This window comes from Saccharopolyspora oryzae (assembly GCF_027853915.1).
In the GTDB taxonomy this organism is placed as follows: domain Bacteria; phylum Actinomycetota; class Actinomycetes; order Mycobacteriales; family Pseudonocardiaceae; genus Saccharopolyspora; species Saccharopolyspora oryzae.
Window position 1 is genome coordinate 32,554 of sequence record NZ_JAQGLA010000020.1, and the last position, 22,607, is coordinate 55,160.

A 22,607-nucleotide genomic window follows, 5' to 3' on the forward strand; every position below is an offset into this window, starting at 1 on the left:
AGCGGTCACTCCTCCTCGAGGCCGATGGAGAAGGCGGCCTCCGTGTCCCTGCGCGAGTAGGAGCGGAAGGCGATGTGGGTGTCGGTGTCCAGGACGCCCCGCACCTTGTTGATCCGGCCCGGGACGATGTCGGCCAGGTCCTCGTGGCGGCGGACGCGCAGCATGGCGATCAGGTCCACGTCACCGGCGCAGGAGTAGACCTCGTCAACCCCGTCCAGGTCGGCGATCTCCTGGGCCGCTTCGGCGAGGCGGTCGGCGGCGGTCTGGATCAGCACGATCGCGGTGATCACGGGAAGAACCTCCTGCTGCTGGGTGCGGGAACGATGCTAGACCGACGCAGGCCCCCGAGTCCGGGGACTCGGGGGCCTGCGTCGCAGTTGTCCGTCAGTGGTTGCTCTGGCCGGTGTGGTACTCGAACACCAGCCCGGCGACCATGATCAGGATGAAGCCGACGGCCAAGACGATCATCCACACGTGGAAGAACGCCAGCGCCACGGCGGCGAACCCGGCGGCAGCCGCCAAGCCGACCGGCCAGTAGCTGCCCGGGCTGAAGAAGCCCAGCTCACCGGCACCGTCGCTGATCTCCGCGTCCGGGTTGTCCTCCGGGCGGTCCTCGATCCGGCGCGCCACGAAGGAGAAGTAGCTGCCGATGATCAGCGAGAGACCGCCGACCAGGACCAGCGCCACGGTGCCCACCGGCTCCTTGGACCAGAGCCCGTACACGATCGCGGACAGGAAGAAGAAAACGGTGATGATGTTGAAGATCCGGGATTCGATCTTCATGGAGTCCTCGCTCTCACGCCGTACGCCCTGTCGAGGGCACCGCTACTTGGTCCCGACCTGCTGACCGGAGGGTGCTCCGCCGGTGCGTTCGGTGTTGAACGGAACGCCGGTCACCGCGTACGGCTCGCACAGCTCGCCGCAGTCCTGCCGCTCCTGGCCGAGCTTGGTCAGGGCCTCCGACGCGGTGTAGGGCTGGCCGGTCTGCGGGTTCACCTGCGTGCGCAGCTGCATGTACCGGTCGAACTTGTCCGGCGACAGCGCCCGGACCTCGAAGTTCATCATCGAGTGGTAGGTGCCGCACAGCTCGGCGCAGCGGCCGACGAACGAACCTTCCCGCTCGATGGTGTTCTGGAAGACGTCGTCCTGGTTGTTCTTGTCCGGGCGCGGGAAGGTGTCCCGCTTGAAGTGGAACTCCGGAACGAAGAACGAGTGGATGACGTCGGTGGCGCTCAGGTGGTACTCGACGCGCTGGTCGGTCGGCAGGACGAGCAACGGGATCTCGCTGCTGCTGCCGACGGTGCGCACCGGCTGGCCGTCCGGCGTCTTGTAACCGGGGTAGTTGAACTCCCAGTTCCACTGGAACGCGACCACGTTGACCGTCTGGTCCGGCTTCGCCGGCTTGGCCAACACGTAGTTCTGCGTGACCGCCGTGAAGTAGAACAGCACGACGACCAGCACGAACGGGATGGCCGTGTAGATCATCTCCAGCGGAAGGTTGTACTGGAACTGCCGGGGCAGCTCCTCGTCGCCCTTCTTCTTGCGGTGGAAGGCGACCGACCAGAAGATCAGCCCCCACACCAACACACCCACCACGAGTGCCGCGATGACCGACCAAGTCCACAGGGTCCGCATCGATTCGGCCTGCGGGGTGACACCCTCCGGCCAACCGAACCGCAAGACCTCGTCGGTCGTGCAACCCGTGGCCGCGACACCAACCAGGCCGATCAGCCCAGCGACTTTGACCAGCCGTGGCACTCGGGTCCCCTCCTTCAGGCCCACTGCGCGACGCCTCCTCGTGCAAAACTCACCGGTGCGGCCAGATGAAATGTGCCCAGCTCGGGAGCTGGACACCCGGATCGGCCGCCGGAATCCTGCGCAGAGCCTAGCCCAGGTGTAGCCGCGATACTGCTCCGGGGGCGTCGATCGCCGGACTCGTTCGCGCGAGCGGTCACGCAGCGGAACCCCGGCCACCGCCTCCGCTACGACCTCCGGCGCCCGCGCACGGCTCGTCCCTGCGGAAACCCGCCGGTGGTCGCGAGGCGGGCCCCACCGGTTCGTGCGCCCGTGCCCCGCGCGTGCAGCGCGCGGGCGAGCGGACGGCATACTGGGGCGAGCCTTCGGGGGGAGGCTTGGAGAAGACGACACCGCCGACTCGAAGAGGTGCACCAGACGCGTGTGCGGCCTGCTTGGACTGATCTGTCCCACAGAAGAGAACGCCGGATTCGCGGAGACCGCGGTGGCCAACGCGCTGCCGTGCCAGCGACACCGGGGACCGGACGAGAGCGACACCTGGCACGGCGGTGAGGTCGTCTTCGGCTTCAACCGGCTGTCGATCATCGACCTGGAGCACTCCCACCAGCCGCTGACCTGGGGCCCGCCGGAAACCCCGCAGCGCTACACCATCAACTTCAACGGTGAGATCTACAACTACCTGGAGTTGCGGGCCGAGCTGATCGAGCGGTTCGGGGCGCGGTTCGCCACCGACGGCGACACCGAGGTGATCGTCGCCGCCTACCACTACCTCGGCACGTCCGTGGTCGGCCGGCTGCGCGGCATGTTCGCGTTCCTGATCTGGGACAACGAGCGCAAGGTGGTCTTCGGCGCGCGCGACCCGTTCGGCATCAAGCCGCTGTTCTACGCCGCCGGCCCGGGCGGCACGGCCTTCGCCAGCGAGAAGAAGAGCCTGCTGAGCCTGGCCAGCACGCTGGGCATCGCCGAAGAGCTGGACCACAAGGCGATGCAGCACTACCTGCAGCTGCAGTACGTGCCGGAGCCGGAGACGCTGCACCGGCAGATCCGCCGCATCGAGTCGGGCACCTCGTTCACCGTGTCCCCCGGCGGCCACCTGGTCACCGAGCGGTACTTCCAGCCGAACTTCAGCTCCCGGCCGGTCAACACCGACGCCGACGCGCGGCGGCTGCACAACGAGATCGTCGACGTGATGCGCGACTCGGTGGCCAAGCACATGCGCGCGGACGTCACGGTCGGCGCGTTCCTGTCCGGCGGCATCGACTCCACCGCGATCGCGGCGCTGGCCAAGGAGCACAACCCGAACCTGATCACCTTCACCACCGGTTTCGAGCGGCAGGGCTACTCGGAGGTCGACGTGGCCGCCGAGTCGGCCGCGGCGATCGGGGTCAAGCACGTGGTCCGCACCGTCTCCGCCGAGGAGATGATGGAGGCGCTGCCGCTGATCGTCTGGTACCTGGACGACCCGGTGGCCGACCCGGCGCTGGTGCCGCTGTGGTTCATCGCCCGCGAGGCGCGCCAGCACGTCAAGGTGGTGCTCTCCGGTGAGGGCGCCGACGAGCTGTTCGGCGGCTACACCATCTACCGCGAGCCGCTGTCGCTGGCGCCGTTCGAGAAGGTGCCGGGCGCGCTGCGCAAGGCGATGGGCAAGGTCTCCAGCGCGATCCCGGAGGGCGTGCGGGGCAAGGACCTGCTGCGCCGCGGCGCGCTGAGCCTGGAGGACCGCTACTACGGCAACGCGCGGATCTTCCGCGACGACCAGCTGCGCAACGTGATGCGCAGCTTCGACCCGGGTGTGTCGCACCGCGACGTCACCGCGGGCCCGTACCGCCAGTCGGCGGGCTGGGACCCGGTGACCCGCATGCAGCACGTGGACCTGTTCACCTGGCTTCGCGGCGACATCCTGGTCAAGGCCGACAAGATGACCATGGCCAACTCGCTGGAGCTGCGGGTGCCGTTCCTGGACCCGGAGGTCTTCCGGGTCGCCAGCACGGTCCCGCTGGAGCAGAAGATCACCAGCGAGACCACGAAGTACGCGCTGCGGCAGGCGATGTACCAGGTCGTCCCGGCGCACGTGCTCAACCGCCGCAAGCTGGGCTTCCCGGTGCCGATCAAGCACTGGCTGCGCGACGAGATGCACGACTGGGCGCGCAACATCATCCAGCAGTCGCAGACCGACCACCTGCTCGACCGCACGGCGATCCTGCAGCTGCTCGAGGAGCACCGCTCCGGCGTGCTCGACCACAGCCGCCGCCTGTGGGCCCTGCTGGTGTTCATGCTCTGGCACGCCATCTTCATCGAAGGCCGCCTGTCCCCCGAGGTCCCGGAACCCCACTACCCGGTCCGCCTCTGACGACGTTTCGAAGCGAACGGCCCGTTCACCCCTACCCGAGGTGGACGGGCCGTTCGCTTTCCCCGGTCGTGAGTGCTGAGCCGTGCTCGAGCCCTGCTTCGCACTCACGACCGTTGGTCAGCCGCAGTGTTCGAAGGGGCTTTCGTAGGCGTTGGAGCCGACCGAGCCGCCCCACTTCACGCAGGTCGCTCCGGCCGCTTGGCGGACCGGGCCCGCGTAGTAGGTGAAGTTGCCGGAGTCCGTCGTCCTCGTCTTGCCCTGGACTTCCAGGAAGGCCGCCGTCGGGGACGCCGTGCCCAGCGAGGTCGACTTCAGCGTCACCACGCAGTTGTTCTGGTTCGAGGCGTTGTAGAGCAGGTAGACCGTGCCCGCTCCGGACAGGCCCTTCGAGTTGATCACGCTGTACCCCGAGCCGCACACCTCGGTCGGCGTGTACGGGTTGCCGCCGCAGTTGTTCTTGCTGGTGAACGACGTCTTGTCGTAGTAGGGCACCGCGACGCCGTTGAGCACCGCCTTGACCGCGACCCCGTCCTGGCGCTGCTCGTAGTGCAGGTGGGGGCCGGTCACGCCGCCGGTGGCGCCCGCCGTGCCGATCTTCGCGCCGAGGGGCACCTGCTGCCCCACCGAGACGTTCTGCGTGGACAGGTGGGCGTAGCGGGTGCGCCAGCCGCTGCCGTGGTCCAGCTCGATCCAGCGGCCGTAGCTGGTGCTGCCCTCGTCGGCGACCCGGGTGACCGTGCCCGCCGCCGAGGCGAGGACCGGCATGCCGGTGATGCCGGACTTCTGGAAGTCCACCGAGTTCGCCGGGTTGTGGCCGCTGAACGTCGCGGCCGTCACGGTGACGCCGCATTCGAAGGGGACCTGGAAGTTCGGCGCGGCGGACGCGGGCGCCTGCCCGAGTCCGACCACGCCCAGCGCTGCGAGCGCGAGTGCCGCCACGCCCGTGCCTAATCGTCGGAACATGAACCACCTCCAGCTGCAAGGGGATTCATGCGACCACGCCAGAACCGGGAAGAACAGACCTATTGGGCGGATTCTTCGTGAATCTTCCCCAACCACACCGCGGTCGCGCCCGGGAGCACGCCGTCCCAGGTCGTTTCGGCATCGCTGCGGCACAGGATGCGGCCGGGCAGGTCCAGGGCGACCGGTGCGGTGCCGAAGTTGGTGGCGCACAGGAAATCCGAGCCGCGGCGGAAGATCAGCACGTCCTCCGGGGCGTCGACCCACTCCAGCTCACCGTCGCCGAGCGCTGGGTCCTCGCGCCGCAGCGCCAAAGCATCGCGGTACGTGCGCAACACCGAGCCTTCGCTGCGAGCCTGCACTTCTGCGGTCAGCGCCGCCCAGCCCGCCGGCGCGGGCAACCAGCTCTCCCCCGCGCTGAAGCCGAAGGGCGGCTGATCGCCGGACCACGGGATCGGCACCCGGCACCCGTCGCGGCCCAGTTCCTCGCCACCGGAGCGCTTCCAGATCGGGTCCTGGCGCGCCTCCTCGGGCAGGTCCACCACCTCGGGCAGGCCGAGCTCCTCGCCCTGGTAGACGTAGACCGAGCCGGGCAGCGCGAAGCTGAGCAGCGCCGCCGCGCGGGCCCGCCGCGAGCCGAGTTCGCCGCCGCCGTAGCGGGTCACCGGGCGTTGGACGTCGTGGTTGCCCAGCACCCAGGTGGTGGTCGCGCCGACTTCCGCCGTGGTGGCCAGGGATTCCGCCACCACCTTCCGGAACTCCGCCGCCGACCAGGGCGCTTCCAGCAGCGCGAAGTTGAACGCCTGGTGCAGTTCGTCGGCGCGCACGTAGCGGGCCAGCCGCTCGCTGGTCGACGCCCAGGCCTCGGCCACCCCGATGCGCGCGCCCTGGTAGGAGTCGAAGAGCTGCCGCCAGTCGCGGTAGATCTCGTGCACCTCGTCCTGGTCGAAGTACGGCAGCTCCCCGCGTCCCAGCAGGGAGATCTGCCCGTCGCGGCCGGTGTCGGGCAGGTCCGGGTGTTTGATCATGCCGTGCGCCACGTCGATCCGGAACCCGTCCACGCCCCGGTCCAGCCAGAACGCCAGCACCTTGCGGAAGTCCGCGCGCACCTGCGAGTTCCGCCAGTTCAGGTCGGGCTGCTGCGGGTCGAACAGGTGCAGGTACCACTGGCCGTCGTCGATCCTGCTCCAGGCCGGGCCGCCGAAGATCGACTCCCAGTCGTTGGGCGGCAGTTCGCCGTGCTCGCCCCGGCCGTCGCGGAACAGGTAGCGGTCGCGCGCCGGGCTACCGGGCCCGGCGTCCAGCGCCTCGGCGAACCACGGGTGCTCGTCGGAGGTGTGGTTGGGCACCACGTCGACCAGGACCCGCAGGCCGAGCTCGTGCGCGCGGGCGAGCAGCGCGTCGAAGTCGGTGAGCGTGCCGAACATGGGGTCCACACCGCAGTAGTCGGCGACGTCGTAGCCGCCGTCGGCCATCGGCGAGGGGAAGAACGGGGTCAGCCAGACGGCGTCGACGCCGAGGTCCACCAAGTGCGGCAGCCGTTCCCGGATTCCGGTCAGATCACCGATGCCGTCGCCGTTGCTGTCGGCGAAGCTGCGCACGTAGACCTGGTAAACGACGGCGTCACGCCACCAACTCGACATTCGCTGCGCCTCCTGCGTGGGTGTTCGGGCCCGGCGCCGTTCAGAGCGACCGGGTGGACTCTCGGACGATCAGGTGGGGCCGGAACATCCGGCTGAAGTCGGTCGAGGCCCGCACCGGCTCGTCCGGGTCGAGCTGCCGGGTCAGCTCGTCGACCGCCGCGGCGGCCATGTCGTGGATCGGCTGGGCCAGCGTGGTCAGGGCGGGCTGGCAGTAGGCGGCCAGCGGGATGTCGTCGAAGCCGACCACCGAAAGGTCCTCCGGCGTGGCCGATCCGCGCCGCTTCGCCTCCCGCATCGCGCCGAGCGCCATGACGTCCGACGAGCACAGCACCGCCGTCGGCCGCGGTCCGTCGAGCAGTTCGCCCATCGCCTGCGCGCCGCCTTCAGCGCCGAACGGCGCGTGCGCGACCAGGTCCGCGCGCGGCTCCACACCGGCTTCTTCCAGCGCCGCCGCCCATCCGGCCCGCTTCATCCGGGACGGCAGCGCGCGGGCCGGACCGCTGACGAAACCGATGCGGCGGTGGCCGAGCTCCAGCAGGTGCCGCGCTGCGGCGTAGCCGGCCAGGTGCTCGTCGACGGTGATGTCCGGGACGTCGAGGCTCGGCGCGCTGCCGTTGACGAACACCATCCGGACGCCCTCGGCGCGCAACTCCTCGTAGTAGCCCCGGGTTCGGCGCTCGTCGTTGTCCGGGTTGGCGATCTCCGGCGACACGAAGATCATGCCCTCGACACCGCGGGCGACCAGCATCCGGACGTATTCCTTCTCGGTCATCGCCGCCCGCGTGTTGCACAGCAGCGACGAGTAACCCGCCAGCGAGGCACGGCTTTCCAGCGCTTCGGCGAACGCCGGGAAGATCGGGTTGGACAGCTCCGGCACCAGCAGGCCGATGACGCCGGTGCGGCGCAGCGCGCCGGTGCCGCGGGCGGTGTGCGGCATCTGGTTGAGCACTTCCAGGACGCGCTGGCGGGTCTCCTCCTTGATCCCCGCCTTGCGGTTGAGCACCCGGCTCACGGTGGAGACGCTCACCCCCGCCGCCTGGGCGATATCGGCCAGACCCGCCACTGCTCGACTCCCGTCGCGCCGGAACCACTGCTCCCGCAATCCTGCACACGATCGAAAGATTTTGCAAACACTTCGCGACATCGGCTCGCGTCCAGATCTCGCCAGATTACTGAACATCTTGACTTGCATCACATCTCGGGTATGCAATTTGACGCCGGATGTTCGCAAATTTTTGCAAACAGGAGGTGTGGGCATGAGATCGAGGGCCACGGTCGGCGTCGCTCTGGGCCTGATCGGTGCGATCGCAGCCGGGTGCGGCGGCAGCAGCGGCAACCCCGACGAGGTCGTCTTCTGGGACACCAGCGGATCGTCGGAGAGCGGCGTGTTCCGCGAGATCGCGGCCGACTGCGCCCGCACCGGCGGCTACCAGGTGCGCGTCGAGGCGGTCTCGTTCGACCAGACCCTGAACAACTACAAGACCGCAGCGCAGGGCGGGCAGGGCCCGGACGTGCTGCGCGCCGACGTCGGCTGGGTCGCCCAGCTCGCCAAGGCCGGGCTGATCAAGGACCTGTCGGACACCCCGCTGGCCGCCGATACCGCCGACTTCCTGCCCACACCGCTGGAATCGACCAAGCACGAGGGCAAGACCTACGCCGTCCCGCAGGTCACCGACGTGCTCGCGCTCTTCTACAACAAGGCGCAGCTGGCGCAGGCCGGCGTCCAGCCGCCGAAGGCATGGGACGAGCTCGAGGCGATCGCGCCGAAGCTCGGCGGCGATCGGGCTCTGTTCATCAACAACGACGAGTACTACGCACTGCCGTTCCTCTACAGCCACGGCGGCGACCTGGTCGACACCAGGACCCGGACCATCACGGTGAACTCCCCCGATGCGGTGCGCGGCCTGCAGACGGCCAAGGACCTGCTCGACGCCGGGGCGGCCCGCACCGCGCTCGACCAGCCGAACTCCTACACCACAATGAAGGCCGCCTTCACCTCCGGCGACGTCGCGATGGTCGTCGACGGGCCGTGGGCGGTCGCGGAATACACCCAGTCCGAGCAGTTCGCCGACCCGGGCAACCTCGGCATCGCGCCGGTCCCCGGCTCCGGCACCTCACCGGTCGGCGGCCACGACTACGTGATCCGGCAGGGCAGCGACGCCACCGAGAACTCGGTCAAGTTCATCCAGTGCATGAGCAGCACCGAGAACCAGGCGAAGATCGCCGCGCGGCTCGGCCTGCTGCCTACCCGCCAGTCCGCCTACGACGACCCCGCGGTGAAGCAGAACCCGGTGGTTTCGGCGTTCCGGCCGCTGGTGGCCGACACGCACGACCGGCCGTGGATCCCGGAGAACGCCGAACTGCTGGAACCGCTGCAGACCGCCTACGGCGACATCCTGTCCGGGCGCAAGGAGACCGGTGCCGCGCTCGACGAGCTCGCAGGCACCTACAAGACCTCAGTCCTCCCCGACTACACGCAGCGCTGAGGTCGCCATGCGGTTCACGAAAGTGCTCGCACGGCACTGGTTCGCCTACGCGATGGTCCTCCCGGTGGTCGCGGTCCTCGCGCTGCTGGTGGTGCTCCCCCTGGTCCAGGGGCTGTTCTTCGGGTTCACCGACATCAACGACACCAACATCGCCAACCCGGTGCTGGACCGGGATGCCAGTTACGAGTTCGTCGGGCTGGCCAACTTCCTCCACGTGCTGTCCGGGGATCCGGCCTACGGCTCGTTCTGGACGACGCTGGCGCGGACCGTCGTCTGGACCGCGACGTGCGTGTTCTGCCACTACGCGATCGGCCTGGGGCTGGCGATGCTGCTCAACCGGCAGCTGCGGTTCCGCGGGCTGTACCGGGTGCTGCTGATCCTGCCGTGGGCGGTTCCGGTGTTCATCAGCGCGTTCGCCTGGCGGTACCTGTTCAACTCCGAGTACGGGCTGATCAACTGGGCCCTGGAGTCGCTCGGGCTGCCGCCGCAGGTGTGGCTGGGGCAGTCCGACCTGGCGCTGGTGTCGGTGATCGTGGTGAACGTCTGGCTGGGCGTGCCGTTCATGATGGTGGCGCTGCTGGGCGGTCTGCAGTCCATCCCGTCCGACCTGCACGAAGCGGCCGAGATCGACGGGGCGACGCCGTGGCAGCGGTTCGTGCACGTGACGCTGCCCGGGCTGCGGCCGGTGTCGAGCTCGGTGGTGCTGCTCGGGGTGATCTGGACGTTCAACATGTTCCCGGTGATCTACCTGATCACCGAGAACAACCCGCACACCCGGATCCTGGTCACCTACGCCTTCGAGCGGTTCTTCTCCGGTGCGACCAGGGATTACGCGCTCGCCTCGACCTACGGCGTGCTGATCCTGTCGCTCCTGCTGGTGTTCGCCGCCATCTACCGCCGCGCCATGCGCCGGCAGGGGGAGGTGCTCTGAGATGTCCATCGACGCGGCCTCGCTGCGCGCCACGACCGCGACGACCCGGACCGCGGTGCGGCGCAAGCGATCCACAGCGGCCAGCATCGGGCTGCACGCGGCGCTCGTGGTGGCGTCGCTGATCGCGGTGTTCCCGGTGTTCTGGGTGCTGGTGGTGTCGTTCAAACCGGACGACAAGGCGATCGAGCCGACGCCGACGCTGTTCGCGGACTCCACAGTGGACAACTACTGGGACGTGCTCTCCGGCGCGAAGGGATCGTTCCTGAGCTGGTTCGGCAACTCGGTGCTGATCGCGGCGCTGACCACCGTGCTCGGGGTGCTGCTGGCAGCGACCACCGCCTACGCGGCCAGCCGCTTCCGCTTCCCCGGTCGCGGCTGGCTGCTGCTGTCGTTCCTGGTCGTGCAGATGTTCCCGTTCGCGGTGCTGATCGTGCCGCTGTACAACATCCTGCTGGCGCTGGGGCTGCAGGGCAGCGCGCTCGGGCTGGTGCTGGTGTACTGCAGCACCGCGATCCCGTTCTGCACCTACATGCTCAAGGGCTACTTCGACGGGATCCCCGGCGAGATCGACGAGGCGGGACGGGTGGACGGGCTCTCGCCGTTCGGCGTGTTCTGGCGCCTGGTGCTGCCGCTGGCCAGGCCGGGGCTGGCGGTGACGGCGTTCTACTCGTTCATCGTCGCGTGGAGCGAAGTCGCCTTCGCCTCGGCGTTCCTGTCCGCCGAGGACCGCTCGAAGACCCTGGCGGTCGGACTGCAGGTCTTCGTCCAGCAGAACCGGGCGGAGTGGGGCCACCTCGCCGCGGCATCGGTCCTGGTGGCGATCCCCGCGGTGGTCGTGTTCTACCTGGTCCAGCGCTTCCTCGTAGGAGGCCTCACCGCAGGCAGTGTCAAGTCCTGACCCGGAGTTCCGCAATTTCAATGGAAATCGGACCTCCGATTTCCATTGAAATTGCGGACGTTGTCCACAGGACCCGGAACCTGTCCACAGGTGTCGGCATGTCGGGACCCGACACACCGACGCACGTCGGTCGACCGCTCGAGCCCGTCCCCTCGCCCTGCCCGAGCACACCCGGCACACCGTTGTCCAGTGAATTTCACAGTTTCAATTGAAACTGCGATCCGCCGTGGGTGGGGTGCGCAGTTTCAATTGAAACTGCGGTTCGGGCGGCGGAACGCGAGGAACCTTCCGGTGGAGTCGGGCGGTGCGAGGTGGATCGCGTGGTCGTGCGGGGTGGGGAGTCGCACTACGCTGGGTGGCATGAACGCGTTCACGCTGGGTGGGGCGACCACGATCCTGGACGGCGGTCTGGCCACCGAGCTGGAGGCGCTCGGGCACGACCTGTCCGATTCGCTGTGGTCGGCCCGGCTGCTGGCCGACTCGCCGGAGGAGATCGTGGCCGCCCACGCCGCGTTCTTCCGCGCCGGGGCCGAGATCGCGACGACGGCCAGCTACCAGGCCAGCTTCGAGGGTTTCGCCGCGCGCGGCATCGAGCGCGAGGAGGCGGCGAAGCTGATGCGCCGCAGCGTGGAGCTGGCCCGGCTGGCCGGTGACGTCGAGCCGGGTCGGCACCGCTGGGTCGCGGCGTCGATCGGCCCGTACGGCGCGATGCTCGCCGACGGCTCGGAGTACCGCGGCCGCTACGGCCGCACCAAGCGCGAGCTGCGCGACTTCCACCGCCCGCGGATGGAGGTGCTGGCCGAGTCCGTCCCGGACGTCTTCGCCCTGGAGACGGTCCCGGACGTCGAGGAGGCCGAAGCGCTCGTCGACGCCCTCGACGGGCTCGACGTCCCGGCCTGGCTGTCGTTCACCACCAGCGGCGACCGCACGCGCGCCGGACAGCCGCTCGCGGAGGCCTTCGCGGTGGCCGAGCACGCGGGGATCATCGCGGTCGGCGTCAACTGCTCGGCCCCCGAGGACGTCCTGACCGCGATCGAAATCGCTTGCGGGACAACGACGAAACCCGTCGTGGTCTACCCGAACAGCGGCGAGGACTGGGACGCGCAGAAGCGGAGCTGGACCGGACGCCCCCAGCTGTCGCCCGCCCTGGCGCGCACCTGGCGCGATGCCGGCGCCAGCGTGATCGGCGGCTGCTGCCGGGTCCGCCCGGAGGACATCTCCGCGATCGCCGAAGCCCTGATCGACCCGGAGCGCTGAAAACCGGTTGCCGTCGAACGGCAGCGCGCTCCAAGCTGGGATCGGCGAAGGAGCGCGCATGGAACCGGAATTCGATGCTGAAGGCCTGTTCGACGACGACTACCTGTACTTCTACCAGGACCTGATCGATCCGCGCAGCGATGCCGAAGCGGACCAGATCTGGGACCTGCTCGGCCTCGAACCGGGGGCGGAGCTGCTGGACCTGGCCTGCGGGCACGGCCGGCTGGCCAACCCGCTGGCCGCGCTCGGCTGCCGGGTGACCGGCCTGGACAGCGCCGGAACGTTCCTGGAGCACGCCCGCGCCGACGCCGCTGCCCGCGGTGTCGAGGTCGACTACCGGCTGGGCGACATGCGCGAACTGCCCTGGACCGACCGGTTCGACGCGGTCATCAACTGGTTCACCGCGTTCGGCTACTTCTCCGACGAGGGCAACCGCGAGGTCCTGGCCCAGGTCCACCGGGCGCTGCGCCCAGGCGGGAGGTTCGCGATGGAGCTCAACAACCTCGCGAACCTCCTCCCCCGCTACCAACGCGACGTCGTCCGCACCCGGGGCGAGGACATGGCGATCGACGAGCACCACCTGGACCCGGTCACCCTCCGCTCCCACGTGCGGCGAACGCTGATCCGGGGCAGCGAGCGGCGAACGGTCCGCTACTCGGTCCGCCTGCTCACCGCCCCGGAACTGCGAACCTGGCTGGCAGAAGCCGGTTTCCGCGAAATCGAGATCCTCGGCGAGGACGGCGAAAGGCTGACCACCGATCATCGCCGGATGATCGTCACCGCCCGCGCCTAGCCGGCCAGGACGTCGGTGGGGACGGCGTAGCCGCGGACCCGTTGCGGGTGGTCGCCGACCGGGATGCGGGCCACTTCGGTGGATCTGTCGAAGTCGACCACGGTGATGTCGTCGCTGTCGCTGTTGGACAGCACGCAGTACTGGCCGTTCGGGGTGGCCGCCGCCCAGTAGGGCTTCTTGCCGGTGGGGATCAGGGCGTCGGTGGTCAGGCTCGGCACCGAGACTATGGCTGCGTAGTCCGACACCGTGCCCGCGTCGCACAGCTTCGTGCCGTCGCCGTTGAGCGCCAGCCCGTGGTGCGCGGAGTCCAGCGGGTACTCGTCGCGGCGGAGCTTCTTCGCGTCCTCGGACAGCGGCAGGTGCACGGTGCGGGTGATCCGCTTCTCGACCAGGTCGTACTCGACGAACCCGTGGTGGAAGGACAGCTGCGCGTACATGGTGCGCCCGTCGGGCATCACCAGGAACGGGCGGATCCCGACCCCGAAGTCGATCGTGTCGGTGACCTGGTTGGTCGCGGTGTCCACAATGGTCAGCCAGCGGTTGCCCTTGAGCGGGTCCAGCGCGGGATCGTCGGGCATGATCACCCGGCCGATGGTGGCGTTGTAGAGCGTCCGGCCGTCGGCGGAGTACCTGTTCTCGTGCGGGAAGTCGCCGGTCGGGAAGTTGCCGACGACGGTGCCGGTGGCGGGGTCGAGCAGCTCCACCTGGTTCGCGGTGGTGGCCGACACCGCCAGCTGGGAGCCGTCCGGCGACAGCGCCATGTGGTCGGAGCGGTAGCCGCTGACGTCGGTGCGCCACACCTGCCTGCCGGAGTCGATCTCGTAGGCCGCGACGTCGCCGAGGCTGGGCCGCGAGACGTACATGGTGCGGCCGTCCGGGGACACCGCGATGTCGTCGACCAGCTGGTCGTGGCCTTCGCCCGCGGTGTTGCGGATGACGGCCATCGCGGCGTGCTCGTCGGGCGTCATCTCGGCGAGCCGCTGCTGGAGGTCGGGGACGACGTCGATGCGCTGGTACTTGCCGAAGTGCTCGGCGTCGACCAGGTCGACCGTGCCGTCCCAGTTGTTGCCGACGAACATGACGTCCCGCTGCGGCTCGGCGGCCGCCGGTGGAACGGGAGCGAGCGCGATCAGCGCCGCGACGCCGATCGCGCTCAGCCTGGAAATCCTGACACCACGCGGAGTCCGCATCCGAACCGCCCTTCTGCCGCCAAGTGGACAACCCACCCAACGAATATGAGACCGATTCAGATATGGTCCGGCGCCAATTCGGCCGGTCAAAGCCGTGAGCACTTTCCGGGGCTATCACCCCACAAAGTGCTCACAGCCCCGCTGACCTGGCCGAACAGTCCTCAGAGCTTCGCGCCGACGTGCAGCGCGATGCCGGAGTTCGGCGCGACCGCGGCGTCGAACCGGCCGTCCTCCCCGACCTCGACGGTCGCGCCGGTGCACGACCCGTTCACCAGCTCCCCGCTCATCACGTCGCAGTAGGTCCCGGCCGGCAGCGAGCTCTGGAAGGTCTGCGACAACTCGCCGCCCTCCCGGTTGAGCGCCACGAATCCCTTGTCCCCGCGCCCGAAAGCGACCTGCCCGCCGCCGTTGTCCCACCAGTTCACCAGGTCGGTGCCCTGCACCGCGCCGTGGAACCCGGCCATCCCGGCGATGATCGGCCGCCGGTGCTCGCACACCCACGCGGAATCCTCGCAACTGGCAGCCTTCGTCGTCCCGTCCGCCTCGGCGGGCGGCCCGGCATCGGCGTCGTCGAAGGCGAAGCTGGAGATCAGCTGCGGAGTCCCGTACGGGTAGGCGAGCTCGAACGCGACCGACAGCTCGTAGGTGACGCCGTCCTTGTAGGTCAGGATCGGCGAGCTGCGCTGCGTGTCGTGGTTGTCGATGAACACCACGGCCTGATCGCTGGGCAGCGACATCCGCTCCGGCAGGTTCGCCAGCTGCGCCAGCGACCCGTCCCGGAAGGCGTTGGCGACCACGCCGTAGTAGCCGAACTCGGTGACATCACCGTTGCCGGTGTACTCCCCCGCCGTCGTCGTGCTGTCCCCGATCACCTCCTGGAAGACGTACGGCCGCGCGCCGGTGCCCGGAACGTTCTGCAGCGCACCGAAAACCGCGCCGACGTCCTCCGGCGGCATGTGCTTGACCCCGTCCACCCGGAACCCGGAAACCCCCATGCCCACCAGGTCGTTCAGGTAGGCGATCTGGGTGTTGCGCACGTGCTCGGACTCGGTGGCCAGGTCCGCCAGGCCGACCAGCTCGCAGTTGCGCACCTCCCACTTGTCCTCGTAGTTGCCGATGTCGCGGCGGCAACCGTGGAAGTCGGCGTCGGAGTACACGCCGGGGTAGTCGTACTTGTCGTAGGTCGAGCCACCGCTGCCCGGCCCGCTGGCGTCCGAACTGCCGGCGCTCATGTGGTTGACCACCGCGTCGACGTAGACCTCCACGCCCGCGTCGTTGCAGGTCCGCACCATCGAGGCGAACTGCTCGCGGTCGCCGCGGCGGCTCTTCAGCTGGTAGCTCACCGGCTGGTAGTCCTGGTACCAGGGATAACCCTTGTCGCCGAGCACCACGTGCTCCTGCGGCGGTGACACCTGGACGGCACCGAATCCCTTGGGGCCCAAGAAGTCCGCGCACTCCCGCGCGATGGATTCCCACGGCCACTGGAACATCTGGACGATCGGTCCGCGCACCGGAGCGGACTCGGCGGTCGCGGCGGGCACCATCGACGCTCCGCCGACCGCCGCGGCGAGCGCGAGCAACACCAATCGCATGACAACCTCCTCAGCGTGGAGCGGTCGTCATCGATCACATTTTCTTGCGCGAGTTAAGTCAACATTCCAGCAGAACCTGTCATGAACTGGTCAAATCCCTGCAAAATTTTGCAGACTAGGCCAGCAGCGATGCCACTTCCACCGCCGCCGCGGCCCCGTAGGCGTCGGTGAAGCGCCGCAGCGCGCGCCCGTGGTCGAGGCTCCACTCCTGCGTCCCGGTCACCTCCAGGACGTGCACCGCGATCAACGACCCCAGCTGCGCGGAACGCTCCCACGACAGTCCTGTTTGGACACCGGCGAGGAAGCCCGCCCGGAACCCGTCGCCCACCCCGGTCGGATCGACCCGGCCGCGGTCCGGAACCGCAGGCACCAGCAGCCGTTCGCCGTCGCGACCCACGACCTCCGCACCCGACGCGCCGAGCGTGGTGATCCGGACGCCGACCCGGTCCTGCACATCGGACTCTGTCCACCCGGTCTTCTGCAGCAGCAGACCCCACTCGTACTCGTTGGTGAACAGGTACTCCGCGCCGTCGACGACCCGCCGCACCTGCTCGCCGTCGAGCCGCGCCAGCTGCTGCGACGGGTCGCTGGCGAACGGGTAGCCGCGCTGGCGGCACTCGTCGGCGTGCCGCAGCATCGCCAGCGGATCGTTCGGGCTGATCAGCACCAGGTCGACGGCGGCGCGCGCGAGCACCGGCTCCAGCTCGACGTTGCGGGCCTCGGCCATCGCCCCGGCGTAGAAGGACGCGATCTGGTTGAACTCCTCGTCGGTGGTGCACACGAACCGCGCGGTGTGCGCGACCTCCGAGACGTGCACGCCCGAGCAGTCCACGCCGTTGCGCTCCAACCAGGAGCGGTAGTCGGCGAAGTCGTCGCCGACCGCGCCGATCAGCACCGGGCGTTGCCCCAGCAGGCCCAGCGCGAAGGCGATGTTGGCCGCCGCTCCACCCCGCCGCACCACGAGGTCGTCGACCAGGAAGCTCAGCGAGACCTGCGCCAGGTTGTCGGCGACGAGCTGGTCGGTGAACCGGCCGGGGAAGTGCATCAGGTGATCGGTGGCGATGCTGCCGGTGACGGCGACGGGCACGACGACCTCCCAGGTGTCGCAGCAGGTGAGCGCACGCCGAGGGTAACGCCGCCGGGGGCGCCCGGCCGCCGCGCGCGACGGCGGACAATGGGCGCATGCGCGATGTGGAGATCCGGGACGACATGATCCGGCTCGGTCAGCTGCTGAAGCTGGCGGGCCTGGTCGAGGACGGCGCGGAGGCGAAGGAGGTCCTCGAAGAGGGGCTGGTCGAGGTCAACGGCGCGGTGGAGACCCGCCGCGGCAAGCAGATCGTCGACGGCGACGAGGTCGTCCTCTGCCCCGAGATCATCCGGGTCGTCACCGCAGGCTGAATGCCCCTCGTGAGCGGCGATGGTCGTAAGCGCGACCATCGCCGCTCACGCCTCAGAGCGCTTCGTGCACGATCCGGCCGTCGACGATCGTGCAGGCCACCGGCAGTTCCGGCAGGTCCTCCGGGGCGCAGGTCAGCGGGTCGCCGTCGAACACCGCCAGGTCCGCCCGCATGCCGACCCGGATCCGCCCGGACACCTGCTCCTCACCCGCGCCGTAGGCGGCTTCGGTGGTGTACCCGGCGAGCACCTGCTGCGCGCTGAGCGCCTGTTCCGGCAGCACCGGCGCCCGGTCCGGCTCGGCGACCGGGCGGCGCAGCCGGGCCCCGGCCATGATCTCCCGCGGGTCGTAGCCGGCGATCGGCCAGTCCGAACCCAGCGCGACGTGCCCGCCCGCGGCGAGGACGTCCCGGTACCGCCAGGCCCGTCCGCAGCGTTCCTCGCCGATGCGCTCCGACCAGTTGTCGCTGTGGTCGGGCAACGTCCAGTCCATGTGCGTCGGCTGCATGGACGCCACCACGTCGAGCTCGGCGAACCTGGTGACGTCGGCGTCCTGGAGCAGTTCGACGTGCTCGATGCGGTGCCGACCGCCGGCAGCGCGCCCGGCCGCGGCGTAGGTGTCGAGCGCGTAGGACACCGCCTTGTCGCCGATGGCGTGGGTCCAGCACGGCAGCCCCAGGTCCACCGCCCGCTGCACGGCTTCGGCGTAGGCCCGCGCCTCGCGCCACACCGGGGCAGTGCCCTGGCCGTGCGAGTCCGGGTGGCACAGCCACGCGCTGCCGCCGTCGATGACGCCGTCGAGGAAGAACTTGATCGCGCCGGTGCGCCACATCCGACCGGGCCGGTTCCGCAGGTCCTGGACGATCTCCAGGGTGTCGTCGACCGTGCCCGGCAGGCACCACGGCGCCACCACGGTCCGCACGGTCAGGTCACCGCGGTCGTCGAGCAGCTCGAAGAGCTCGTCGGTGCCCGGCCAGATCGCCAGGTCCAGCATGTGCGCGCCGGTGATGCCGACCGCGTTCTGCGCGCGGTGCAGGTCGGTCACCCGCCGCGCGAGCTCGTCCATCTCCAGCGGGGGGACGGCGGAATCGCCGAGCCGCACCGCCAACGTCTCGTGCAGCTCGCCGGTGGGCGTGCCGTCCGGGTCGAGCACCACCTCAGAGCGGTCCGCGAACTCCACCGGGCCGGTGATGCCTGCCTGCTGCAGACCCCGGGTGTTCATCAGCGCGGTGTGCGCGTCGATCAGCGTCAGCAGTGCCGGATGATCGCCGATGGCGTCGTCGATGTGCTTGCGGTGCAACCAGTCCGGGCGGAAGGCGTTGTACTCCAGTCCGTAGGCGATCAGCCATTCGTCGCGCGCCAGGCGGGCGCTCTCCGCACGCAGCTTCGCCTGGAGCTCACCGAGGTCCACCACGCCGGTCAGGTCGAGACCGCGCATGTCGGCGACGCCGTGCACCGGGTGCTGGTGGGAGTCGACCAGACCCGGCGTGACCGTGCGCCCCGATCCGTCGATCACCTGGGTGCGCCGTCCGATGTGGTCGCCGACGTCGTCGCCGACCGCGCAGATCCGGCCGTCCCGCACCGCCACCGCACTGGCCGGCCGTCCGTCCATCGTGATCACCCGAGCACCGGTGATGACGAGGTCCGCAATGGTCACGATGCACTCCGATCTGCGAAGGAACTGCTGCTGACGACCCGGTCCCGCGGCTTGGCCGTCACGAAGTAGACGAGTCCGATGAGGAGGATCAGCGCGGTGCCCAGCGGTGCCGCCCAGACCTGGTACCAGGGGGCGCCCACCGGTGCGAGCAGCTCGCGGGGCCAGGTGATGTTGACGAATTCGAACCCCAGCCACAGCACGGCGCCGAAGTTCAGGACGGTGCCCATCCGCCCCAGCTGGACGTGCCCGCCCGGCACCCACGCCCCGCGCAGCCGCGCCACCAGAGCGGCGACGGCGACCAGCAGGAAGGTCAGGTAGAAGGCGGAGGTGCCGAAGGTGATGACGCTGCCGATGGCGGCGCTGTTCAGCACCAGCAGCAGTCCGACGCAGGCCACCGCGGTCACCGCGATCGCACCGCCGATGGGTGCCTGGTTCTTCCGGCTCACCACCCGCAGGAACTTCGACAACGGCAGCACGTCGTCCCGCGCGACCGAGTACAGCGCCCGCGCCGTCGACCCCTGCGCCGCCATCCCGCAGGCCAGGAACGCGATGATCACCACGACGACGAAGGGCTTGGCCGACCAGTCGCCGAAGGACGCCACGACCGCGGTGGTCACCGGGTCGGCATCGGCCCCGGCCACCACGCTCGCCGGATCCGGGTGGGTGAGCACCACCGCGAAGGCGTTGAGGATCACCAGCAGACCGACGCTGAGCAGCGCGATCCAGACCGCGCGCGGCACGTGCCGGGTGGCGTTGCGGGTCTCCTCCGAGGTCGACACGCAGGCGTCGAAACCGATGAACGCCCAGCCGCCGACGGCCACCGCCGCGACGAACGCGGCGAGCCCGGAGCCGTCGAAGAGGGCCTCGGTGCCGAAGCTCTCGGTCAGGATCGACCACGGCTGCGTCCGGAACACCAGCAGCAGCGCGACCCCGACCAGCACCGAGGCGATGGCCTCGGCCACCACGCCCATCGCCAGCGCGCGGCGCAGCACGTCCACGCCGAGCACGTTGGTCAGCGAGCACACCACGACGAACACCGCCGCCGCCACGACCAGCTGGTTCGGCGTCGGGGCGACGCCGACGAGGGTGAAGACCCACGGCGCGGCCAGGTAGGCGATCGTGGTGTTGGCCAGCAGGCTGGAGCACATCGAGATCCAGCCGGTGAACCAGGCGTAGGACGGGCCGAGCAGCCGCCGGGTCCACTGGTAGGCGCCGCCGGAGATCGGGAACTCCGAGGAGAGCTCGGCGTAGAGCGCCAGCAGCAGGCACTGCCCGACCAGGCAGACCGGCAGCGCCCACACCCACCGGGGTCCGGCGATCGTCGCGCCGACCAGCACCACCGCGTAGAGCCCGACGACCGGGGAGATCGTCGCGAAGCCCATCGTGACGTTGCCGAGCACGCCCAGACCGCGCTTCAGCTGGGGTTCGTATCCGAGCTCGCGCAACCGCGCGGAATCGTCGTCGGTGTCCGAATCGTTCCTGGTAGCTGGGGTTTTCACGCCTTCGCCCTCCCTTGGACGGGGCCAACCTAACTAAGTTAGGCAGGGACTGTAGGCGGCCGCGAGGAGTTTGGGAAGACCTCGGTCGCGGCGGGATCCCGGCACCCGCCCCGGCTCGGGAAGAATGGGCGCGTCCGACGATCGCGGAGGAGGACCGGTGACCCAGACCAGGCGCGGCTCGCTGACGAGGCACGACATCGGCCTGGCCGCGCTCGCGGTCGTCGACGAGGAGGGCGCCGAAGCGCTGACCGTCCGGCGCATCGCGGCCAAGCTCGGCGTCCAGGCGCCGTCGCTGTACTCGCACGTCGACGGCAAGGACGACATCCTCGAGCTGATCACCGAGATCATCACCGCGGACATCCCGGCCCTGGAGCTGAACGCCGCGAACTGGCGCGACGGCCTGCTGAGGTGGGCCCGCACGTACCACGCGGCGTTCGCCAAGCACCCCAACGCGGTGGGGATCATCGCCCGCCGCGCGGTGACCATCACCGAATCGCGACAGGCCTACGAAGACGTCGTCGCTATGCTCGTCGAGGCGGGCTTCGCCCCGGCGGCAGCGCTGCGGGTGGTGCTCGGCATCGACTACGTGATGCTGGGCTCGATCCTCGCGCCGTTCTCCCCCGCCTTCGACCAGCCCCTCGGCGAGGACTACCCGGCCCTGCGCAACGCGATCCGCGCCACCGAGCCGTCCGAGGTCGACGGCACCGCCTTCGGCGAATCGGTCCAGGCCTACGTCTCAGGCCTCCCGAACCCCGCCTGACGACCAGCCCACCGGCCCCCGCCAGACCGCAGTTTCAATTGAAACTGCAAATCCCACCCACGGCAGATCGCAGTTTCAATTGAAACTGCGGGCATCCGCCCTCCCCCGAACAGCAGGAAGGCCGGCACCCGCGCTGGGGTGCCGGCCTCGTGCCAGATCGGCTCGTTCGGTCAGTGGAACGAGTCGCCGCAGGCGCACGACCCGCCCGCGTTCGGGTTGTCGATCGTGAAGCCCTGCTTCTCGATGGAGTCGACGAAGTCGATCGTCGCGCCCTGCAGGTACGGGGCGCTCATCCGGTCGACGACGACGCCCAGGCCCTCGAAGTCCCGGCGCGCGTCACCGTCGAGGGTGCGCTCGTCGAAGAAGAGCTGGTAGCGCAACCCCGCGCAGCCACCGGGCTGGACGGCGATGCGCAGGTGCATGTCGTCGCGGCCCTCCTGGTCCAGCAGGGCCTTGGCCTTCTGGGCCGCCGCGTCGGTCAGCGTGACACCGTGGGCGGGCGCCTCGCTCTCGGTCGTGCTGTTCGGGGCGGTCATGGACTCTCCCTTGAGGTCTCGCTCTGTCCGATTCCGGCGTGTGGTGCAACCACCGGCCGGACCGGCCTATTCCCGCGGGCTGCCCCGGGGACGTGTCACCTCCATGGTGGCACAGCCGAGAGGCGAGCTGGTGTGACGTGGCTTCGGACCGGCAGGTGGCGGTGTTCACTCCGGACGCCCCCGGGAGGACGACCTTTCGCCCGGTCTGCTGCAACAACGCTGAGTGGCGTCGAATACCCTGTTGGAGTGAGGTTCCTTCGTCGCAACAACGCTGAGCAGGCCGCCAACCCGGAGTCCGAGAACGAGACTGCCCAGTCCGCGGCGGAGCATGCCCCCAACCACACGCCCAAGAAGGGCCGTCCCACGCCGAAGCGCCGGGAGGCCGAGGGCAAGCGGCGCGGCCCGGTCCCGCCGCCGCCGAAGACGCAGCGCGAGGCGGTCAAGCGCGCCCGCGGCAACAAGGAAGAGCGCCGCAACGCGGCCCGCGAGCGCCGCGAGCGGATGATGCAGGGCGACGACCGCTACCTGATGCCCCGCGACAAGGGCCCGGTGCGCGCCTACGTCCGCGACCTGGTGGACACCCGCCGCCACCTGATGGGCATGTTCATGCCGCTGGTGCTGATCGTGTTCGCCAGCACCCTGTCGCAGAACCTGGTGATCCAGCAGTACGCGACCCTGTTCTGCATGGCCCTGCTGGTGATGATGGTCATCGAGGGCACCCTGCTGGGCCGCTACATCAACAAGCGGGTCCGCGCGAAGTTCCCGGACTCCCAGGACAAGGCCTTCTCCCTGGGCTGGTACGCCTTCACCCGCGCGATGCAGATCCGCAAGCTCCGCGTCCCGCGCCCCCGCTACACCCCCAAGGACATCGCCAAGGTCAGCTGACCGATGCCCGCAGTGCGCGC

General features: G+C 69.5%; 21 protein-coding genes. 9 read left to right on the forward strand and 12 right to left on the reverse strand.

The features are described 5' to 3' along the window. Positions 1-5: 5 nt before the first annotated feature. The 3 genes from OU415_RS15410 to ctaC all read right to left on the reverse strand — a co-directional run bounded on the left by OU415_RS15410 (position 6) and on the right by ctaC (position 1,782). On the reverse strand, positions 6-290 hold the full coding sequence (locus tag OU415_RS15410; protein WP_270949448.1) for an Lrp/AsnC family transcriptional regulator: 285 nt from the start codon (positions 288-290) through the stop codon (positions 6-8). A 94-nt stretch (positions 291-384) separates the two neighbouring features. After that, the gene (locus OU415_RS15415; protein WP_270949449.1) at positions 385-783 is read right to left on the reverse strand and encodes a cytochrome c oxidase subunit 4; all 399 of its coding nucleotides are present in this window, start codon (positions 781-783) and stop codon (positions 385-387) included. A gap of 42 nt (positions 784-825) precedes the next feature. Next, positions 826-1,782: an aa3-type cytochrome oxidase subunit II gene (gene ctaC, locus OU415_RS15420; RefSeq protein WP_270949450.1), complete on the reverse strand. Its 957-nt coding sequence runs from the start codon at positions 1,780-1,782 to the stop codon at positions 826-828. Positions 1,783-2,176: 394 nt separating this feature from the next. Between ctaC and asnB the strand changes: the two genes are divergently transcribed. After that, the gene (gene asnB / locus OU415_RS15425) at positions 2,177-4,105 is read left to right on the forward strand and encodes an asparagine synthase (glutamine-hydrolyzing) (RefSeq protein ID WP_270949451.1); all 1,929 of its coding nucleotides are present in this window, start codon (positions 2,177-2,179) and stop codon (positions 4,103-4,105) included. A 117-nt stretch (positions 4,106-4,222) separates the two neighbouring features. Here the strand turns inward: asnB and OU415_RS15430 are convergent, their stop codons facing one another. From OU415_RS15430 to OU415_RS15440, 3 genes are read right to left on the reverse strand one after another with little or no spacing between them, the layout of a single operon-like run. Next, positions 4,223-5,068, reverse strand: a complete 846-nt coding sequence (locus OU415_RS15430; protein WP_270949452.1) for a M23 family metallopeptidase — start codon at positions 5,066-5,068, stop codon at positions 4,223-4,225. Between the two features lie 59 nt (positions 5,069-5,127). Beyond that, positions 5,128-6,708, reverse strand: coding sequence for a glycoside hydrolase family 13 protein (locus tag OU415_RS15435; RefSeq protein ID WP_270949453.1), 1,581 nt, complete (start codon positions 6,706-6,708; stop codon positions 5,128-5,130). A 40-nt stretch (positions 6,709-6,748) separates the two neighbouring features. Then, the gene (locus OU415_RS15440; protein ID WP_270949454.1) at positions 6,749-7,771 is read right to left on the reverse strand and encodes a LacI family DNA-binding transcriptional regulator; all 1,023 of its coding nucleotides are present in this window, start codon (positions 7,769-7,771) and stop codon (positions 6,749-6,751) included. A gap of 193 nt (positions 7,772-7,964) precedes the next feature. On the opposite strand from OU415_RS15440, the gene OU415_RS15445 reads away from it, so the two are divergent. The 5 genes from OU415_RS15445 (at position 7,965) to OU415_RS15465 (ending at position 13,073) form a co-directional block, all read left to right on the forward strand. Beyond that, the gene (locus tag OU415_RS15445) at positions 7,965-9,194 is read left to right on the forward strand and encodes an extracellular solute-binding protein (protein WP_270949455.1); all 1,230 of its coding nucleotides are present in this window, start codon (positions 7,965-7,967) and stop codon (positions 9,192-9,194) included. Positions 9,195-9,201: 7 nt separating this feature from the next. Next, positions 9,202-10,125: a carbohydrate ABC transporter permease gene (locus tag OU415_RS15450; RefSeq protein ID WP_270949456.1), complete on the forward strand. Its 924-nt coding sequence runs from the start codon at positions 9,202-9,204 to the stop codon at positions 10,123-10,125. Position 10,126: 1 nt separating this feature from the next. Next, on the forward strand, positions 10,127-11,023 hold the full coding sequence (locus OU415_RS15455) for a sugar ABC transporter permease (RefSeq protein WP_270949457.1): 897 nt from the start codon (positions 10,127-10,129) through the stop codon (positions 11,021-11,023). A 360-nt stretch (positions 11,024-11,383) separates the two neighbouring features. Next, positions 11,384-12,280 (forward strand): homocysteine S-methyltransferase, encoded by an 897-nt coding sequence (gene mmuM, locus OU415_RS15460; RefSeq protein ID WP_270949458.1) that lies wholly within the window; start codon positions 11,384-11,386, stop codon positions 12,278-12,280. 58 nt (positions 12,281-12,338) lie between these two features. Then, complete coding sequence (locus OU415_RS15465; RefSeq protein ID WP_270949459.1) at positions 12,339-13,073, forward strand: SAM-dependent methyltransferase; 735 nt, start codon at positions 12,339-12,341, stop codon at positions 13,071-13,073. Here OU415_RS15465 and OU415_RS15470 read toward each other — a convergent pair. The 3 genes from OU415_RS15470 to OU415_RS15480 all read right to left on the reverse strand — a co-directional run bounded on the left by OU415_RS15470 (position 13,070) and on the right by OU415_RS15480 (position 16,900). After that, positions 13,070-14,263: a YncE family protein gene (locus tag OU415_RS15470; RefSeq protein WP_270949460.1), complete on the reverse strand. Its 1,194-nt coding sequence runs from the start codon at positions 14,261-14,263 to the stop codon at positions 13,070-13,072. The genes OU415_RS15465 and OU415_RS15470 overlap by 4 nt on opposite strands. Positions 14,264-14,424: 161 nt before the next feature. Next, positions 14,425-15,855 (reverse strand): alpha-amylase, encoded by a 1,431-nt coding sequence (locus OU415_RS15475; protein ID WP_270949461.1) that lies wholly within the window; start codon positions 15,853-15,855, stop codon positions 14,425-14,427. Positions 15,856-15,970: 115 nt separating this feature from the next. Next, positions 15,971-16,900: a carbohydrate kinase family protein gene (locus OU415_RS15480; RefSeq protein WP_270949504.1), complete on the reverse strand. Its 930-nt coding sequence runs from the start codon at positions 16,898-16,900 to the stop codon at positions 15,971-15,973. A gap of 137 nt (positions 16,901-17,037) precedes the next feature. Here OU415_RS15480 and OU415_RS15485 point away from each other — a divergent pair, with 137 nt between their 5' ends. Continuing rightward, complete coding sequence (locus OU415_RS15485; protein ID WP_270949462.1) at positions 17,038-17,253, forward strand: RNA-binding S4 domain-containing protein; 216 nt, start codon at positions 17,038-17,040, stop codon at positions 17,251-17,253. 52 nt (positions 17,254-17,305) lie between these two features. Here the strand turns inward: OU415_RS15485 and OU415_RS15490 are convergent, their stop codons facing one another. Together OU415_RS15490 and OU415_RS15495 are read right to left on the reverse strand one after the other, a co-directional pair. Next, positions 17,306-18,907, reverse strand: a complete 1,602-nt coding sequence (locus OU415_RS15490) for an amidohydrolase (protein WP_270949463.1) — start codon at positions 18,905-18,907, stop codon at positions 17,306-17,308. After that, positions 18,904-20,406, reverse strand: coding sequence for an APC family permease (locus OU415_RS15495; protein WP_270949464.1), 1,503 nt, complete (start codon positions 20,404-20,406; stop codon positions 18,904-18,906). The genes OU415_RS15490 and OU415_RS15495 overlap by 4 nt, the downstream gene beginning before the upstream one ends. Before the next feature lie 157 nt (positions 20,407-20,563). On the opposite strand from OU415_RS15495, the gene OU415_RS15500 reads away from it, so the two are divergent. Next, on the forward strand, positions 20,564-21,166 hold the full coding sequence (locus OU415_RS15500) for a TetR/AcrR family transcriptional regulator (RefSeq protein ID WP_270949465.1): 603 nt from the start codon (positions 20,564-20,566) through the stop codon (positions 21,164-21,166). Positions 21,167-21,336: 170 nt separating this feature from the next. On the opposite strand, the gene OU415_RS15505 is transcribed toward OU415_RS15500, so the two are convergent. Beyond that, a complete protein-coding gene (locus tag OU415_RS15505; RefSeq protein ID WP_270949466.1) occupies positions 21,337-21,702 on the reverse strand; it encodes a HesB/IscA family protein in 366 nt (121 codons plus the stop codon). Between the two features lie 246 nt (positions 21,703-21,948). On the opposite strand from OU415_RS15505, the gene OU415_RS15510 reads away from it, so the two are divergent. After that, positions 21,949-22,587 carry a DUF3043 domain-containing protein gene (locus OU415_RS15510; RefSeq protein ID WP_270949467.1) on the forward strand — a complete coding sequence of 213 codons (639 nt, stop codon included), beginning with the start codon at positions 21,949-21,951 and terminating at the stop codon, positions 22,585-22,587. The last annotated feature ends 20 nt before the right edge of the window (positions 22,588-22,607 follow it).